At 67.3% G+C, this 17,321-nt stretch carries 17 protein-coding genes and 1 riboswitch; of the genes, 7 read left to right on the top strand and 10 right to left on the bottom strand.

The genetic code is table 11. The annotated features are described in order from the left end of the window. Positions 1-4: 4 nt before the first annotated feature. The 4 genes from ILT42_RS16475 to ILT42_RS16490 form a co-directional block, all read right to left on the bottom strand. Positions 5-769: an ABC transporter ATP-binding protein gene (locus ILT42_RS16475; RefSeq protein WP_204216796.1), complete on the bottom strand. Its 765-nt coding sequence runs from the start codon at positions 767-769 to the stop codon at positions 5-7. Further along, positions 766-1,752 (bottom strand): FecCD family ABC transporter permease, encoded by a 987-nt coding sequence (locus ILT42_RS16480; protein WP_229428731.1) that lies wholly within the window; start codon positions 1,750-1,752, stop codon positions 766-768. The genes ILT42_RS16475 and ILT42_RS16480 overlap by 4 nt, the downstream gene beginning before the upstream one ends. Positions 1,753-1,823: 71 nt before the next feature. Continuing rightward, complete coding sequence (locus ILT42_RS16485; protein ID WP_204216798.1) at positions 1,824-2,840, bottom strand: ABC transporter substrate-binding protein; 1,017 nt, start codon at positions 2,838-2,840, stop codon at positions 1,824-1,826. Positions 2,841-2,988: 148 nt separating this feature from the next. Further along, positions 2,989-3,184: riboswitch (cobalamin riboswitch) on the bottom strand. A 50-nt stretch (positions 3,185-3,234) separates the two neighbouring features. Beyond that, positions 3,235-4,095, bottom strand: coding sequence for a DMT family transporter (locus ILT42_RS16490; protein ID WP_204216799.1), 861 nt, complete (start codon positions 4,093-4,095; stop codon positions 3,235-3,237). Between the two features lie 120 nt (positions 4,096-4,215). On the opposite strand from ILT42_RS16490, the gene ILT42_RS16495 reads away from it, so the two are divergent. Together ILT42_RS16495 and ILT42_RS16500 are read left to right on the top strand one after the other, a co-directional pair. Further along, the gene (locus ILT42_RS16495; RefSeq protein ID WP_204216800.1) at positions 4,216-5,622 is read left to right on the top strand and encodes an aminotransferase-like domain-containing protein; all 1,407 of its coding nucleotides are present in this window, start codon (positions 4,216-4,218) and stop codon (positions 5,620-5,622) included. Between the two features lie 61 nt (positions 5,623-5,683). Continuing rightward, a complete protein-coding gene (locus ILT42_RS16500) occupies positions 5,684-5,932 on the top strand; it encodes a CBU_0592 family membrane protein (protein ID WP_204216801.1) in 249 nt (82 codons plus the stop codon). A 7-nt stretch (positions 5,933-5,939) separates the two neighbouring features. Here the strand turns inward: ILT42_RS16500 and ILT42_RS16505 are convergent, their stop codons facing one another. After that, complete coding sequence (locus ILT42_RS16505; RefSeq protein WP_204216802.1) at positions 5,940-6,188, bottom strand: hypothetical protein; 249 nt, start codon at positions 6,186-6,188, stop codon at positions 5,940-5,942. 168 nt (positions 6,189-6,356) lie between these two features. Here ILT42_RS16505 and ILT42_RS16510 point away from each other — a divergent pair, with 168 nt between their 5' ends. After that, a complete protein-coding gene (locus tag ILT42_RS16510; RefSeq protein ID WP_204216803.1) occupies positions 6,357-6,563 on the top strand; it encodes a hypothetical protein in 207 nt (68 codons plus the stop codon). Positions 6,564-6,587: 24 nt separating this feature from the next. On the opposite strand, the gene ILT42_RS16515 is transcribed toward ILT42_RS16510, so the two are convergent. The 3 genes from ILT42_RS16515 to ILT42_RS16525 form a co-directional block, all read right to left on the bottom strand. Continuing rightward, positions 6,588-10,217 carry a PAS domain-containing protein gene (locus ILT42_RS16515; protein ID WP_204216804.1) on the bottom strand — a complete coding sequence of 1,210 codons (3,630 nt, stop codon included), beginning with the start codon at positions 10,215-10,217 and terminating at the stop codon, positions 6,588-6,590. Positions 10,218-10,429: 212 nt separating this feature from the next. After that, complete coding sequence (locus ILT42_RS16520; RefSeq protein WP_204216805.1) at positions 10,430-10,996, bottom strand: sigma-70 family RNA polymerase sigma factor; 567 nt, start codon at positions 10,994-10,996, stop codon at positions 10,430-10,432. Positions 10,997-11,236: 240 nt separating this feature from the next. Continuing rightward, on the bottom strand, positions 11,237-11,698 hold the full coding sequence (locus ILT42_RS16525) for a DUF1801 domain-containing protein (RefSeq protein WP_204216806.1): 462 nt from the start codon (positions 11,696-11,698) through the stop codon (positions 11,237-11,239). Between the two features lie 170 nt (positions 11,699-11,868). On the opposite strand from ILT42_RS16525, the gene ILT42_RS16530 reads away from it, so the two are divergent. The 3 genes from ILT42_RS16530 (at position 11,869) to ILT42_RS16540 (ending at position 13,955) form a co-directional block, all read left to right on the top strand. Continuing rightward, on the top strand, positions 11,869-12,885 hold the full coding sequence (locus tag ILT42_RS16530) for an LLM class flavin-dependent oxidoreductase (RefSeq protein ID WP_204216807.1): 1,017 nt from the start codon (positions 11,869-11,871) through the stop codon (positions 12,883-12,885). Between the two features lie 92 nt (positions 12,886-12,977). After that, positions 12,978-13,430, top strand: coding sequence for a cupin domain-containing protein (locus tag ILT42_RS16535; protein WP_204216808.1), 453 nt, complete (start codon positions 12,978-12,980; stop codon positions 13,428-13,430). Between the two features lie 270 nt (positions 13,431-13,700). Then, positions 13,701-13,955: a hypothetical protein gene (locus tag ILT42_RS16540; RefSeq protein WP_204216809.1), complete on the top strand. Its 255-nt coding sequence runs from the start codon at positions 13,701-13,703 to the stop codon at positions 13,953-13,955. Here ILT42_RS16540 and ILT42_RS16545 read toward each other — a convergent pair. After that, positions 13,943-15,166 carry a hypothetical protein gene (locus ILT42_RS16545; RefSeq protein ID WP_204216810.1) on the bottom strand — a complete coding sequence of 408 codons (1,224 nt, stop codon included), beginning with the start codon at positions 15,164-15,166 and terminating at the stop codon, positions 13,943-13,945. The two genes, ILT42_RS16540 and ILT42_RS16545, sit on opposite strands and share 13 nt — an antisense overlap. A gap of 390 nt (positions 15,167-15,556) precedes the next feature. On the opposite strand from ILT42_RS16545, the gene ILT42_RS16550 reads away from it, so the two are divergent. After that, positions 15,557-16,366, top strand: coding sequence for an adenylate/guanylate cyclase domain-containing protein (locus tag ILT42_RS16550; RefSeq protein ID WP_204216811.1), 810 nt, complete (start codon positions 15,557-15,559; stop codon positions 16,364-16,366). Positions 16,367-16,409: 43 nt separating this feature from the next. Here the strand turns inward: ILT42_RS16550 and ILT42_RS16555 are convergent, their stop codons facing one another. Then, positions 16,410-17,165: a sulfite exporter TauE/SafE family protein gene (locus tag ILT42_RS16555; protein ID WP_204216812.1), complete on the bottom strand. Its 756-nt coding sequence runs from the start codon at positions 17,163-17,165 to the stop codon at positions 16,410-16,412. Positions 17,166-17,321 lie beyond the last annotated feature (156 nt).

Raw genomic sequence — 17,321 nt, forward strand, 5'->3', positions numbered from 1 at the left:
CTGTTCAGGATGCCGGATGGAAGCGGATGATGCGGCTTCCGTCGGCCGGATCGATAAGGAAGCTGGCGGCCACCCCGAAGATGTCGCGCAGCACCGGGACGGTCAGCACCTCGTCCGGAGGCCCGAGGGCGACAAGCCGGCCCCCGTGCATCACCCCGAGACGGTCGCAGCCGAGAGCCTGGTTCAAGTCGTGCAGGGCGATCACGGTGGTGATGGGCAACTGGCGCACCAGACCCAGAATCGCGAGCTGATGCTGGATGTCGAGGTGGTTCGTGGGCTCGTCGAGGAGAAGAATTTCGGGCTGCTGCGCCAGAGCGCGGGCCAGATGGACGCGCTGGCGTTCGCCGCCGGAGAGCGTGTGCCAGAAGCGTGCTTCCATGCCGGTCATGTCGGCATCGCCAAGGGCGCGCGCGACAATCGCGTCGTCTCCGGCCGTCCAGGGCTGAAGCGGGGAAAGCCAAGCGGTTCGCCCGAGTTCGACGGCATCGCGAACGGTGATGCGCTCTCCCGACTCGGCGTGCTGCTCGACGAAAGCCAGGGCCTGGGCCACGGACCGTCGCGGCATGGAAGCGAGGGACGCGCCCTTGAGGCGCACGCCGCCCTGGCTAGGCTCCAGCAGGCCGGCCATGAGCCTCAGGAGCGTAGACTTGCCGGATCCGTTGGGCCCGACGAGGCCGAAAGTCTCGCCCTCCCGGATCGCGAGGCTCACATCCCGCACGATGGGCGTACCCCGTGCCGACCATCCGAGGTCGTGGCATGAAAGCATCATCGTCCGCGTCTCCCCCGGATGAGGATAAGGGCGAAGCCCGGCGCCCCGACCAGCGCCGTGATGACGCCGATCGGAAGGACTTGGCCGTCGATCGCTGTGCGGGAGGCGATGTCGGCACCCACGAGGAAGACCGATCCCATCAGGGCAGAGGCGGGCAGCAGGCGCGCGTGGCGCACGCCGACGAGAAAGCGGGTAGCGTGCGGGATGACGAGGCCCACGAACCCGATGGATCCTACCATGCTGACCATCACGGCGGTCATCAGCGCCGAGGTTCCGACGAGCAGGATTTGGACCTGCCGCACGGGGATACCGAGAGATGCGGCCGAATCCGATCCGAACGTGAAGGCGTCGAGCGCGCGCCGGTGCCAGATACACACGGCGACGCCCAGGATCGCCACCGGCACCGCGAGCCGAACGTCGTGCCACCGCACGCCGCTCAGGTTGCCCAGCAACCAGAACATGATGCCCCGCGCCTGCTCCGCATTGGCCGACTTGGTGATGATGAAGGACGTGAGGGCGTTGAAGAGCTGTGAGCCCGCGATGCCGGCGAGGATGATCTGCCCCGTGGCCTGCACGCTGACGCCACCACCCGCAGCGCGAGCGAGCACCGCCACGAGCAGGAAGGCCAGCACCGCGCCCGCGAAGGCACCCAGCGAGAGGGAAATGGCGCCGGCTCCCAGGCCCGTGATCGCGACCGTGACGGCGCCGGTCGACGCGCCCGCCGAGATTCCGAGGATGTACGGGTCGGCGAGGGCGTTGCGAAGAAGGGCTTGAAGCACCACGCCGGACACCGCCAGCGCGGCGCCGCAGCAGGCCGCCACGATGGCCCGGGTGAGGCGGTAGTTCCAGACGATCCCCTCGTCGATGGCATCCAACGGATAGCCCGCCGCGAAGATCCTGTTGGCCAGGGCCTTGGCGATCACCGGAAGAGGAATCGACGTTTCGCCGATGGCGGCCCCCGCACAGACCGCCGCCACGAGCAGGAGCGCCGCGAGGGCGGCGCGTCCCGAAAGGGCGAGGCGGGAGGCGCGGGGCTTTCCCGCCGATGCGAGGGTCACGGGGCGGCGCCGATCTTCGTCATGGCGTCCACCATGGCTTCGATGCCCGTGGCGATCCGGATCGAGGCGTGGATCGCGTGCGCATCCACGATCACGATGCGTCCCTGTTTCACGGCGCTCATCTGGCTTGCCACGGGGTCGGTTTTCAGGAATTGCAGTTTCTTCTCCACATCGTCCGCCGGGAAGCGCCGGCGATCCATGCGCATGATCACGATGACGGACGGGTCTGCCTTGACGATGGTCTCCCAACCGACGGTCGGCCATTCCTCGTCGGATTGCACGACGTTGCGAATGCCGAGCGTGTTCATGATGTAGCCCGGAATGCCCTTCTGGCCCGCCACATAGGGGTCGAGATCGATGTCGGCGCTCGAGAACCAGAACACGGCCGAGGCATCCTTGAGGTTCAGGGACGCCGCGCGTTCCGTCGCCTTGGCGACACGGGCTTGAAGGTCCGCTTTCAGGGCCTTGCCCCTGTCCGGCACATCGAAGATCGCCGACAGGTCGTCGATGGCCTTGTAAACCGTGTCGATCGTGAATCGCGTCTTTCGCGTGCCGTCGCCGCCCGTGAGATTATCCTTGCCCACGCAGTCGGCCGGCATGGCGTAGGTTTGGATGCCGATCTCGCGGAACTGCTCCGGCTTTCCGACGATACCCTGCGGTCCGACATGCACCTCGAACTGGGTCGTCACCAGTTGAGGTCGCTTGGCCGCCACGCTCTCGAAGCCCGGATGGTTGTCGGCGAGGCGGGGAATGCGGCCGTTGGCGTCCCCGAATTCCGGCAGGACGTCGTTGAACCACACGGACGTGCCCACCACCCGGTCGGCGAGGCCGAGCGCAAAGAGCATTTCCGTGGTCGATTGTCCGACGGTGACCACCCTCGTCGGAGCCGCCTGGAAGGTCAGCGTCCGCCCGCAATTCTCGACCGCAAGAGGGTATGCCGTCGTTTCAGCCTGAGCGCCAGCGACCATGCAGCTCAGGGCTGCGGCCGCCAGGGCGATCTGTGTGATCTTCATGAATTCGGTCTCCAATCGTCGTGATGCTTGCGATTGGGGAGCCGATCAGACAGAGCATGACCCGCGACAGACGCGAACACGCCTCTCGGGTCGTCGGCACAGTGAAGGCCTGGTGCATGCGCTTTCTCCTCCGGACACCCCGCCCGGGTCAAGTTTCAGGGTGTCGGCAGGTCTCCTGACTGACGGATCATCGCACCGCCCGCCTTCCCGAACTCACGTTCAGTGGCTGGTTGGGGGTGCTCACCGCCTACAGTTGCGGGGGCAGTTTCGTTTCGCGGCCCCGGCCGGGGCCGCCGCGAATTCCCTGTTAGTTCCTCTCGGAAACCGACGCCGCTTCGTAGCCGGTTTCGGGTCGCTTAACAAGCCGGGACGAGGCCCATGCGGGTCGGCGCCGTCACGCGAACCGCTTGGCCCCGGCAACGCAGCAGACGACGAGAGCCGTGGCTGCGATCATCGTCCAGGGGACCGGCTCATGGAGCAGCAGGGCCGCGAGGGCCAGGCCGAAGAAGGGTTGAAGGAGCTGCAACTGTCCGACGCCCGCGATGCCGCCGAGCGCGAGCCCACGGTACCAGAACACGAACCCGACCAGCATGCTGAAGACCGACACGTAGGCGAGGCCGATCCAGGCCGGCCGGCCGATTCCGCCCCAGGTCGCCGGCAGGGTCGCGAGGGCGAGCGCAGTCATCACCGGCAGCGACAGGAGCAGCGCCCAGGAGATCACCTGCCATCCGCCCAGCTTCCGCGACAGGGCGGCTCCTTCCGCGTAGCCGAGACCGCACAGCAGGATCGCTGCGACCATCAGCCCGTCGCCCACGAGCGAGCCAGTTCCTGCCTGGATGAGGGCGAACCCCGCCACCGTCGCGGCTCCCAGGCCGGAGAACAGCCAGAAGGCGGGGCTGGGCCGCTCGCCGCCCCGCAGCACACCGAAAAGTGCCGTGGCGAGGGGCAGCAATCCGACGAACACGATGGAGCGGGCCGCCGCGACGTGCTGGAGCGCCAGCGCGGTGAGCAGCGGAAACCCCACCACGACGCCGAGGGACACGATGGCGAGGGACATGAGGTCCGTCCGCCGCGGCCGCGGCGCGCGAAACAGGGCGAGGCAGGCGGCTCCCAGCAGGGCGGCGATCACGGCACGGGCGGAGGTGAGGAACAAGGGCGAGAAGTCCAACACGGCAACCCGCGTGGCCGGGAGCGAGCCGCTGAAGATGACCACTCCCAGAAGGCCGCTTCCCCAGCCGGCCGTCGTGCGATCCATGGTGTGCGTCCTCCGTCCCAAGAGAGGTATCGGCTCGCCCCTGGCGTGAACAGGCACGCTTCCATACAATTGTGCCGAACTGTATGGGTATGACGGTCAGCACAATGGGGACGGGCAAGGATGGCTGAACGAGACGTGTCGCGCACGGGCGCCGTGATGGCCGCGATCCGGTCGAAGATCGCCGGGCGGGCGCTCGGCGCGGGCGATCGCCTGCCTTCGATCCGACGCCTGGCGGCGACCATGGGGGTGTCGCCGTCCACCGTGGTGGAAGCCTATGACCGTCTCGCGGCGGAAGGGATCATCCGCTCGCGGCGCGGGTCCGGCTTCTACGTGACGGGAGCGGGCACGCCGCCCATGGCGCTCGCCCATTCGGAGCCTCGCCGGGAGCGGGCGGTCGACCCGTTCTGGGTCTCGCGGCAATCCCTCGACGCGGATCCGGGCACCTTGAAGCCGGGATGCGGCTGGCTTCCGGCCGATTGGATGCCACACGCACCTCTCAGGCGGGCCCTGCGAAACCTCGCCCGCGCCGACGAGGCCTTGCTAGTCGAATACGGCAGCACACGGGGCGCCGCGTCCCTGCGCCGCTGGCTGCTGGGCCGGTTTGCCGAGGAGGGACTGGACGTCGCGCCCGCCCAGCTCATGCTCACCGCGTCGGGAACGCAGGCCATCGACCTGATCGGCCGTTTCCTGCTGCGCCCCGGCGACACGGTGCTCGTGGACGATCCGTGCTACTTCAATTTTCAGGCCTTGCTGCGCGCGCACCAGGTGCGGATCGTCGGCGTCCCGTACACGCCGGCCGGGCCGGAGGTCGGCGCCTTCGAGACTGCGCTGGCGGAGGAGCGGCCCCGGCTCTACATCACGAATTCGGCCCTGCATAACCCCACGGGCGGAACGCTCTCGCCTCAAACCGCGCACCGGATCCTGAGAGCCGCCGCGCTTCACGGCCTCACGGTCGTCGAGGACGACATCTTCGCGGATTTCGAGCCCGATCCCTCGCCGCGCCTGGCCGTACTCGACGGGTTGGAGCGGGTCATCCGCATCGGCAGCTTCTCGAAGACCCTCTCGGCCTCGGTGCGGTGCGGCTACATCGCCGCGCGGGCGGACTGGATCGAGGGGCTGGTCGATCTCCAGGTCGCGACGTGCTTCGGAGGGCCGAGCCCCGTGGCGACGGAGATCGTGGCGGCCATTCTCGCCGGAGGGGGATACCGCAAGCACATGGACGATCTGCGCAGGCGCCTCGAACGAGCGCGGCGCGACGTGGCCGCGCGGCTCGAGCCCCTCGGCATCCGTCCCTGGCTCATGCCGCGGGGCGGGTTCTATCTCTGGTGCCGCCTGCCGGACGGCGTCGATTCCGCGGCGCTCGCCCGCCGCTGCCTCGACGAGAACGTGGTCCTGGCGCCCGGCAACGTCTTCAGCGCGTCGCAGCGCTCGGGCGGCTTCATGCGGGTCAACGTCGCCCAATCGCAGGACCCGCTGGTCTTCGACGTGCTCGGACGGGCTGTCAGGGAGCTGCGAGGCGGGGCATGAAAGCGCGCTCGTATGGCGTAGAAGGGACGCTCACCTCGGCAACGATTCGGGACGCGCCACCATGAGCTTTGCGGATATCGTCGGTCTGATCGGCGTGGCGGCCTACCTGTCGGCCTACGGGCTGCTGCAGCTCGGCCGCCTCAAGGTCGAGGAGCGCGCCTACGCGCTGCTCAACGGTCTCGGCGCGCTCCTCATTCTCTATTCGCTGATCTACGACTTCAACCTGCCGTCCTTCGTCACGCAATCCTTCTGGCTGTTCTTCACCGTTCTCGGCTATTGGCGCTCGCGGGCGGGGCGTCCGGCGCGCTGACCGGCGCTCAGGCTGCGGATTCCCGCTCGCGCCGGATCGCGCCCAGAATGGCGTCGTCGTCGTGCCCCTCCCAGTCCAGGGGAAGCTCCACGCGAACCGACTGCGCTCCGCCGGCCGGGGTGCACACCACGTGCACCCGGTCCTTCGCGCCGTCCACGCGGGCGGCCTCGACCTTTTCGGGATCGTTGCCAAGCCCCGCGAAGGCCTGGATGCAGCTCCAGACGATTCCGTCGGCGTCGGTCACCTCGCGGGTCATGGGGTCTCCTGCGGTCAATCGGACTCCGGGTTGAAAGTGGAGCGGCGGCACGGCGTTTCGAGGGGCACCGCGCCCGGCCCGACGAATGAATAAGCTCAAGGTTCGAACATTCGGCAAGCCCCGCCGTTGAGAGGTGATCTCATACCGTTCAGGCAGGAGGGTGTTGCCATGCACAACGCTTTCGCTTCAGGCCAACTCGTCGTCCACAGTTTCGGCGCGGAGGGCGTGTGCCGCATCGTCGGCGCGATGCCGCATCTTCCGGACGGCGAGCGGCAATATCTTGTGACCGACTCGGTGGGCCGCATTGCCCGCGTCGTGCGCGAGAGCAACCTGCGGGAGGCCCCACTCAGGACAACGGTCTCGACGGACCGGTAGGACGCCCGAAAGTACGAGGCGCGCTCATTCCTCGTCTTCGAAAAGCGCGCCGACCTGTGTCTTCGGCTCCACCCCCGCCTTGGCGGCGAGAAGCACCAGCTGGGGCAGCGTCTGCACATCGAGCCTTTGCATCACGCGGGCGCGGTAGATCTCCACGGTCCTGGGGCTCAGGCCGAGATCGAGGGCGATGGTCTTGTTGGTGCCGCCCGCCAGCAGCCCCTCCAACACAGCCCGCTCGCGCTCCGGCAGGGAGTGGATGCGGGCCTTCGCCTGATCGGCCTCCTGGCCCTTGGTCTCCCGAGCCTGGACGCGGTTCGTCACGCTGGCCACGGCCGCGAGGAGGTCCTCCCGCGTATAGGGAATCGACAGAAAATCGGCGGCTCCCGCCTTGATGGCCCTGACGCCGTAGAGCACGTCTCCACCGGGATCGCCAATGACGATGACGGGCAGGTCGACTCTCTGCGCCTTGATGTCCCGCAGCACCGCCACGCCGCCCGAGCCCGGATCGCCCACGTCGCACACGACGCAGCCGGGCGCGAGCGCGGGCGCCGCCGCCAGGAAGCCCGCGGCGGAGGTGAATCGGCGGACGTTGTATCCGGCGCTCCTCAGCATTCCCGCCAAGCTCTCGGCGGACGCGTTGTTGCTGTCGATCGCATAGACGAAATGCCCGTCTTGCTGCGTGATGTCCTGCATCAGCCCGCCGATACGGCGGACGCGTCCCTCGGCACTCCGGATCGGGAAGAACGTGTCCCGCAGCCAACGGATCGTCCGATCCGGGCGGAGGATCCGGTATTCCTCGACCACGACCTCGCCCAGCCGAACTTGGTCCAACGCACGCGCGACGCGGTCGCGATCTTCGTGATAGATCGACTGCATCCAGTCATGCAGGCGGGTGGGAACGTTCACGGCGGATCCCCAGAGCATTTTGAACCGAGCGCCCAGATGGGTCAGCGTCTCCGTCTCCAGGTCGAGGTCCCAAAGGATATGCGCGGAATGTTCGGCGAACTGGCGCAGGCGTTTCTCGCTTTCATGCAAGGCCGCCTCGGCCTCCTTCAACTTCGTGACGTCCTGCCCGATTCCTCCGATGCGGATCACGTGCCCTTTTGTGTCGCAGATTGGAAAGTCGGAGTTGCGAAGCCACCGGATCCTGCCGTCAACGGGCCGCCTGATGCGGTACTCGAACCTTACCCGCTTCCCTTCGAGGACTTCCGCGATGCACTCGAGCGAACGGTCACGGTCTTCCGGCACGATGATTCGTGCCCAACCCTTGAAGTTGTCGCCCTTCAGCGCCTCCTCGACGCCGAGGCCGTAGATCGTCTCGAAGGCAGGACTCAGATACTCCAACTGCAGGCTCCTCGCGTTGCGGATCCAGATCACGTCCGAGGACGCCTCGCCGAATTGCCGTAAACGTTCCTCGCTCTCCTGCAGGGCCGCATGGGCCGTATGAGACCGAACGGCCACGCTGGCGAGGCGGGCGCAGATGTCGTTGAGACGCTTTTCCCGCTCGGAGAGATGGTGGGGCTCGCGCCAATGCGTGGAGAGCATCCCGATCGGTTCTCCGTCCGATCCGACAAGCGGCGTCGACAGGACGGCCCTGAAGCCGGCGCGACGCGCATCCTCCACCCGGGGCCGAAACTCCTCGTCCCGTTCGGTGTCGGTGATCTCGACGGATTGCCGGAGTGTCAAAGCCCGGCCGCAGGCCGAAACATCGGCGGCATCGACTGCCGCGAACGCGTCGAGGAAGGGCTGCTCGAAACCCTGAGAGACGGCAATCCGCAACTTGCCGCTCGCCGGATCGAGAAGCTGGACATTGCCGAATTGCGCCGCTGACATCTCCACGGCCGCATCCAGGATGAGCCCGAGCAGAACTGTGAGATCGCTCTCGACCACGACGCGCTGCGCGAGCTTGTGCAGCCGCACCATGGCGGCCAGTTCGGCCTTGAGTTCCAGATCCGCCTGCTTGCGTTCGGTGATGTTGGCGAACAGGGAGGCGAAGCGGTCGTCCTCATGCGGGAACAACCCGACCTCGTACCATTGGCCGAGACCCTCGTTGAAGTATTCGAACCGGTTCGGCCGACCGGATGCGACCGCCTCCGCCGCCATCGTCAAGGTGCGCTCGTCCGGGATCGGAATCGCCTCGGAGCGCAGACGCCCTTTGACCTGGGAGGCGCTGAGCCCCGTGAGTTTTTCGAAAGCGGGATTCACCTCCACGAAGCGATAGTCCACGGCATCGCCCCGTGCGTCGCGCACGACCTCGCACAACGCATAACCCTCGTCCATCGCATCGAACAGCTGCCGGTATTTCTGCTCGCTTTCCTCGAGCTTGGATCTCGCGATCTGGTCCTGGAGGCGGAGAACCTCGTCTGGGGCGCTCTTCCAGTCCGTGATGTCCTTGGTGGTCGTCGCCACGCCGTCGCCGAGCTTGACGACCGATTGAAGAAACCATCCGTTGAACTGCTCGTGGGGGTAATAGTGCTCGGCGATCTCGGCCTTTCCGCTCTCGGTCACACGCTTGAAGGCGCCGAAAATGTCTTCCTGCACCACGCCCGGGTTGCGCTCCAGCAGGCTTTCGCCTCGCACCTCGCCGTATTTGCTCTCCGAGGTGTGGTTGTTCAAAAGCCAGCGGAAGTCGACGATCTCGCCGGCCTCGTCGCGAATGGCCGCGAAGACCTGGATCATGTCCATCGAGGAATCCATGGTGGCCTGCAGGAGGTCGCGGCTGGACATCAGCTCGGCCGGCCGCTCGTCGACCTGTCGCATCAGCTCCGCCCGGTATGCCGCCTCGCTGCTGCGCAGCCGATCCAGCGCCTCCCGCCGCTCGGTCACGTCCGTGCCGGTGCCGAACCATTCCACGATCTCCCCGTCGGGTCCGAGGATCGGAACGGCGCGCGACACGACCCACCCGATCCCGCCATCGGCGCGGTTCACGCGATGCTCGAGTTCGAACAGGGATTTGGTCCGGATGGCTTCGTCGATGGCGGCGAAGATCGCCGGGCGATCGTCCGGCGGAAGATAGTTGTCCGCCCAGTCCTCAATGGGCTCGACCGTGTCGGCCAGGATGTCCCGGCCGGACAACTGGTACATCTGCCGCCAGTCAGGGCTCATGCGGTACATCATGAAGGTCCCGGCCGTGACCAGGGCCCGGAACCGCTGCTCGCTCTCCCGCAGCGCCCTCTGGGCCAAGTGCTGCGCCGTGGTTTCGAATATGGTCACCTGGATACCGGCGACGGCGCCCCTGTCGTCCCAGACCGGGTTGTAGGTGAGGGTGAACCAAGCGTTCGTCAGCACACCGCCCCGAGAAAGGGGGTAGAGGGCATCCTCGAAGGTGCAGGTTTCGCCCTTCCAGACGCGGTCGTAGATCGGCTTGTTGATGTGCCAGACCTCGGGCCAGACCTCACGGGTGGGCCGACCCAGCCCGGCCGGGTGCTTGTTGCCCAAGATTGCCGCGTAGCCGTCGTTATAGATCTGGATGAGTTCGGAGCCCCAGAGGACGACCATGGGAAACCCGTTTCCCAGGACGAGGTCGATCGTCGTCCGCATGCCTGACGGCCACGTCTCGATGGGACCGAGCGGCGTCTCCGCCCAATCATGCCGGCGGATCAGAGTCCTCATGGTCCCGCCGCCGTGAGGCCAGGACCCGGTCGAGCGAGCCATGTCCGCCATCCGCTGGTGTGTCCATGCTTCTTACATGGACCCGCGTACGGAACCTACGTGATATCCCCTAGGAGTTCAACGATTGAGGGCCTGGGGTCAGCCGGCCGCGGCGGCTCCCCATGATTCCCGACATGCAGCGGCTCTTGTCCCGGTTCGGCGCTGTGGCACCGAGCAACACGTCGTGTCCGGCGAGAACGCGGGAGCCTTAGCCCTCACTCGTGGCCCAGGATTTCGGCCAGCTTCGATCTGGCGCGATTGATCCGGCTCTTGATCGTCCCGATCTCGATGCCGCAGATCTCGGCCGCCTCCTTGTAGCCCAGACCTTCCGCCGCCGTGAGGAGAAGCGCCTCGCGCTGCTCGGGGGGCAGCTTGTGCAGGGCTTTCCAGACGTCGTGCAGGTAGAGCGGGCTCTCCTGGTCGGGCATAGTCGCCTGCGCCCCGGCGATATGCCCGTCCGGATCGGGAACCTCGCGCTTGAGCTTCCTGTAATGGGTGTAGAACTGATTGCGCAGGATGGTGAATAGCCAAGCCGTCAGGCTCGTGCCCGGCGTGAAGCGGTCGATGTTGTCGAGGCCCCGCAGGAGCGCTTCCTGCACCAGATCGTCGGCGCGGTCCACATTGCCCGTCAGGGAAATCGCGAAGGCTCGGAGACTGGGAATCGCCGCGACGAATTGTTCGCGGATGTCGTCCTGAGGCGGCACGAGGGCTCCATACCTGGCATCGACCAGGGGCTCGATCACTGGCGCTCCGCCTGACTGGGCATGAGGATTGGCATCCATGACGGCCTCCGGGTCGGACTCAAGAGGGGCCGCACCACCGCGAGCGGGGCACGCTCAAGGCGATGCGGGCCCGCTTTAACCTGTGGGAGCGGGGCTCCGCTGCCATGCGGAGCAGCCCTAGGGAATCTACCTATCAGCGGAGCAGCGCGTGGGATCGGCCTGGGCCCGGCCCTGGGACGGGCTGGGACGGGCCGGGACGGGCGAGATGCTGCGTTGCGGCGGGGTGCGAAGCGGTCGGACCTAGCCGTTCCATCCGGGCCTTTCGGCAGCCTGCCGGATCCAGTCGGACAGTTGCGCCTCGTCGAGCGGGTCGCGCTCGCGGATGTGGCAGTACCGAGTGGTCGGGTCCTTGGACGCGACCGGCGGCAGAGGGGTCAGGGCCGCGCCGTTGAAGAAGGCCAGCTTGATGTAGGCCGTGAAGCAATGCATCCCGAGAAACCAGCCCCCGCCCTCGACGCCGTAGAGCGGCGAGTTCCACTTCACGGCCCGGCGGACGCCCGGCACCGTGCGGGCGACCAGCGCGTCGAGCCGATGGCCGATGTCACCCTTCCAGCCCGGCATCGCGGCGATGTAGGCCCGCACCGGTCCCTCGCCGTCGCCCTTGGCGATCTGGGGGTTGCCGCCCGGCAGAAGGCGCGGGACCGGGGCAGCGGGGCCGGCGGCCAAGCTCCTGGAAAGCTGCGTGCGGGGCGCTTTCGTCATCTATTCGTCGCCGTCTCCTGCGCCAGGATGGCAGACCGGCTCCCCGCCCGCAACGGGGCGAGGGCCGATTGATCTGCCATCGGCGAAGCCATAAGGAATCCCCACATACGGATACGGCGGACGCCGCAGCCCATGGGCCGCGCGGGCCGGAGATCGGATCGGAGCGCCCCATGAAGAAGATCGGTTTTCTCTCGTTCGGCCATTGGTCGCCCTCGCCGGGCTCGCAGACCCGCTCGGCGCGGGACACGCTCCTGCAATCCATCGACCTCGCGGTCGCGGCGGAGGAGCTCGGGGCGGACGGGGCGTATTTCCGCGTCCACCACTTCGCGCGCCAGCTCGCGTCCCCGTTCCCGCTGCTCGCCGCCGTCGGGGCGCGCACGAAGCGCATCGAGATCGGCACGGCCGTGATCGACATGCGCTACGAGAATCCGCTCTACATGGCGGAGGACGCGGGCGCGGCGGACCTCATCGCCGGCGGGCGCTTGCAGCTCGGCATCAGCCGGGGTTCGCCCGAGCAGGTGATCGACGGCTGGCGCTATTTCGGCTACCAGCCGCAGGAGGGCCAGAGCGACGCCGACATGGCCCGGCAGCACACGGAAGTTTTCCTCGACGTGCTCCGGGGCGAGGGCTTCGCCCAGCCGAACCCGCGCCCCATGTTCCCCAACCCGCCCGGCCTGCTGCGCCTCGAGCCACATTCCGAGGGCCTGCGCGAGCGCATCTGGTGGGGTTCGGCCTCCGATTCCACCGCCGTCTGGGCGGCGCGGCAGGGCATGAACCTGCAAAGCTCGACCCTCAAGGAGGACGAGACGGGCGAGCCCTTCCACGTGCAGCAGGCGCGCCAGATCCGCCGCTACCGGGAGGCCTGGACGGAGGCGGGCCATGCCCGCGCGCCCCGTGTCTCCGTCTCCCGCTCCATCTTCGCCCTCGTGGACGACCGCGACCGCGCCTATTTCGGGCGCGGCAAGGAGGGCGATCAGGTCGGCATCATCGACAACATGCGGGCGATCTTCGGCCGCTCCTACGCGGCGGAGCCCGACAGGCTGGTGGAGGAGCTGCGCGCCGACGAGGCCATCGCGGAGGCCGACACCCTGCTGCTCACGGTGCCGAACCAGCTCGGCGTCGACTACAACGCCCACGTGATCGAGGCGATCCTGAAACACGTGGCCCCGGCGCTCGGCTGGCGCTAGCGGGCCCTCCCCAGCGTGCTCTTCCCAGCCTGCCGCCGGGGTGCCAGTCTGGGCCCGCACCGGGAGCACGGATTCCCCGGAAGGGAGGATTCATGGCGAAGATCGATCAGGCGGCGGCGCGGGTGGCCCGGGGCTCGGACTACCCCGCGCCCTACGACGTTCCCTGCCGGGACCGCGTCCGGCGGGCCCTCGGCGACGTCGCCGGGCTCACCCAGTTCGGCGTCAATCTGCTGGAATTGTCGCCGGGCGCATGGTCGAGTCAGCGCCACTGGCATTCGGCCGAGGACGAGTTCGTGTGGATTCTGGAGGGCGAGGTGGTGCTCGTGACCGAGGGCCGCGAGGAGATCCTGCGGGCGGGGGATTGCGCGGGCTTCAAGGCCGGCGACCCCGACGGCCACCACCTCCAGAACCGTTCCGCGCGACCGGCGCTCATCCTGGAGATGGGCTCCCGCCGCACCGAGGAGGACGTCGCGGACTATCCCGACATCGACCTGCGCTACTCCACGGCCGAGGGCGACCGGCACAGGGACGGCACGCCGTATTGAACGGCCGGGGACGCCGCGCGCCACGTTGCCCGCCGGGCCCTCCTCATGTTACGCGGTTACCAGAGCCGGACGCATCCGGCTCCGGGACCTAGAAAGCCCGCACTAGGCGGTCGGCATCGACCGCAACGATGCCTCCTTGCCCCTATGGCCGGGAGGTGTTGGCGTATGTCCAAGGCGCAAGCCGAAAGGCCAATACGGCCGTCCTAGTGCGGCTTTCTAGCTCCCGGCCACCAGCACCCCGCTGGTGGCCATTTCCCTGGGAGCCCGCACATGGAAAGCCTCAACCCCGCCCCGTATTCCATCATCGCCGACGCCCTCAACAAATTCCACACGGCATCCGAGCCGATCCAGGCGCTCGCGCTACTCTGCGCGACCGCGATGGTGCTGGGGACGGTGTGGAGCGTGTGCGGGGTGTTGCGGGCGGTGGCGGGGAGGGGAACGACCGGCGGACGGTTTGGTCGCGTGCTGCGGGTTTCCTCGCGACCGGAGCACTTGATTCTGCCGGGGCGGGATCAAACCACGTAGAAATCCTTGTAGGTCAGCTTCAACCCCGCCTTCAGGGTCGCGATCCTGATAGGAGCGGATGCCCCGTTGCCGTCGGCATCGTATGAGAGTGCACCCGTCGTGTTGTCGTAGACGAGGTGATCGTCGGCGTCACCGGCTGCGCCGCTCAGGGTGAAGAATGCCTTCTTGAGAAGCGCGGGCTTTAGCTCAGAGCCCTTCTTGCCGAGCGCTGCGAAGATCTTGTTATCGAGCCAGATCGTGTCGTCCTTCACGTTGAAGTCGGTGATCTTGTCGACGTTGTTGGCGCCGGGCTTGGTGTTGAAGACGAAGACGTCCCGGCCGCTTTTCCCGGACAGCACGTCCTTGCCGCCGAGGCCGTAGAGGATGTCGCTGCCGCTTCCGCCAACGAGCTTGTTGGCTTTGCCCGTCCCGCGCAGGGCTTCGACCGCATCGGTCACCGTGATTGTGAGTGTCTGCTCGAAAGTCAGGCCCCAATTGTCCGTCACCTGGAGAGTGACCGCATGGGATGCGGCCGTCTCGAAATCGATCGTTGCGCCGTCCGCGACCACGATCTGGCCGTCCTTCAGCGCGAAGCGGCCCCCGGCGGGATCCTTCAGCAGAAAGGTGAAAGCGCCACCGTTCGCGTCCACCGCGCCGAGCGTGCCCACGACGGTGCCGCCCGCACTATTCTCGAGGATCGACGCACTCGACAGCGTGATGGCGGTCGGAGCGACGGGCACGGTCGCCAGAACGTCGAGGGAGCGCGCGGTGCCGTCCGCGAACTGGAACGCCTCGACGCCGACGAGCGTATCCGCGCCGTCCGCATCGACGCGTTGATCGGCCACCGTGACGGTGCCGTCCTCCGCAATCGCGACGGCGTAATCCGCGCGCTTGCCGGAGAAGATCGCGGTGTCCGTTCCGGCACCGCCAATGACCGTATCATTCCCTTTGCCGCCGGTGAGAGTATCGTCGCCACCGAAGCCTTCGAGAATGTCGTTAAATCGATTGCCGATCACCGTATCCGCGCCTGCGAAGATTTTGGCGGCGGCAGTAGCGGAGTCGCCGGTCATGAACGTGTCGAAGGTCGACTTGAGGTACACAACGTCCGTTACAGTCGCCCAGGGAACACCGTAGAGGCCTGCAAGCGAAATGGCCTCACCCACGAAGATGAGACTTGAATTGTAGTCCAGTAGCGTGACGGATTTGAGGGAAATGTTGAGGGGTGGTCCCATACTGACCGAATAATAGTAAGACTTTGTGGTACCGTTCGTATGGGGCCCTGAGGATGAAAACCCGCCTCCGAAGGCTTCCGACAACTTGTTTTGAAGATTCGTCTCGGCAAACGTCACTGTCGCCATACACTGCTCCCCCTGCATCGTTCAGTGGACTAGCTGCTCTATAGGCTTGTTTCGCACATGAACCAGCACTCTGCTGATACTTCACGATAAGTAATGTGATGGTGATTATTGTGACATGAATCCCATTTTCCGCAAGAGTGGAGGTTTATACTTTCTACTATCCTGTATTGCCGGACCCCCCAGTTTCGCTCTGCTTCCAGACGTGAGTTTGCCCCCTCTGCCGCCCCACCTATCCCTCCCGCCAAATCCCGCTATCATCCGCCCATGAACGAGAGGGTGAAGCGGCGGCTGACCACGGTGCTTTGCGCGGATGTGCAGGGCTATTCGCGGTTGATGGGGGCGGATGAGCCGGGGACGCTGGCAGCGCTGCGGCGGGCGCGGGCGGCCATGGCGGCGCTCGTGGAGCGGCATGACGGCCGGATCGTCAACACCTGGGGCGACGCCGTCATCGCGGAATTCGCCAGCGTGGTCGAGGCGGTGCAATGCGCCGTGGAGATCCAGGCCGAGCTGAAGGGCGAGGAGGGGCATCCGGATTCCGGCGCGCCCGAGAGCCCGGAGCCGGGTCCGTCCGGGGACGGGCGCATGCGCTTCCGCATCGGGATCAACCTCGGTGACGTGATGGTGGACGGGGGCGACATCTACGGCGACGGGGTCAACATCGCGGCGCGCCTCCAGGAGATGGCGGAGCCCGGCGGCATCCTGGTCTCGGGCCCAGTCTACGACCAGGTGCACAACAAGCTCTCGGTCGGCTTCGAGAACCTCGGGCCCCGGCCCGTGAAGAATGTGGCACTTCCCGTGATCAGCTACCGGGTGACGGCCGGAGGAGGCGCCTCTAACCTTTCCGCCGCCGCGATGCCCGTTCCGGCGCGCGCGCCACGGGCCGAGGGCATGGCCGGGCTGTTCCGGGACATGCCGCCCGCCATCGCGGCGATGCTGGTCTCGGTGCCGCTCCTCATCCTCATCAACCTCTTCACCGGCATCCAGCGGATGTGGTTCCACTGGCCCGTCACGTCGATCCTCGCCGTGGTGCTGTTCTGGGCGATCACGCGCAGGACGGGGCGGCGGCGCTCCTGAGCGTGCTCCCGGCGCGGCCGCGACGCCGGAACGATCCGGATCCTCAACCCCGCAGGACCGCTTTCGCGAAAAGCTCGACGCCTAAGAGCAGCAGCCCGGCCAGGAACCAGCGGCGGAAGGTTGTGGGGCTCACGCGGCCCCGCAAGATCCCGCCGAGCCACATGCCGGCGAGGGCGGGCGCGACTGCCAGGGCCGAGAGGGCAAGGCCGTCGAGCGCGAAGGCGCCGCGCCAGGCGAGCCCCGCCGCGAGCGCGATGGTGGAGACCGTGAAGGAGAGCCCCAGCGCCTGGATCAAATCGTCCTTGGGCAAGCCCAAAGCCTGGAGATACGGCACGGCCGGAATGACGAAGACGCCCGTGCCGCCCGTGACGAGTCCGGTCGCCAGCCCGATGGCGGGCGAGAGCGGCCCCTCCAGGCGGGACGGCACCTTCGGCTGCCGCCCCCAGAGCGCGAAGGCCGCATAGGCCACGAGGGCGAGGCCCAGGCCCGCCGTGGTCCAGCGGGTGGAGCCTCCCGCCAGCAGGGACGATCCCGCGAGGGTGCCGGCCACGATCCCGACCATCATGGGCCAGAAGCGCCGCGCCAGCCCGCCGAGGCCGGGGCCGCGCAGCAGCTGCCACAGATTGGTGACGAAGGACGGCACGACGAGGAGCGCCGCCGCCGCCACGGGCGGCATGATCGCGCCGAGCACGCCCATGGCCACCGTGGGCAGCCCCATGCCGGTCACGCCCTTGACGATCCCCGCGAGGAAAAAGGTGAGGCCGGTGACGAGGAGGAGCCAGGGGGAAAGGTCCGACATGGCCCATAGGGTCACGGCGGACGGGGCCTCGCAATGCGGATCTCGTTGAGCCTGCCTTCGGGACAGCCGAAGGCCGCGGGATCCTCCAGGGGGCGCCGAACCCAACCCGCCGCATTCCCGTTGTCCGGCGGTGGCGACGCGACGTCCGCGATCCGC

The sequence above is a fragment of the Microvirga pudoricolor genome (genome assembly GCF_016892705.1).
GTDB classification, from domain to species: domain Bacteria; phylum Pseudomonadota; class Alphaproteobacteria; order Rhizobiales; family Beijerinckiaceae; genus Microvirga; species Microvirga pudoricolor.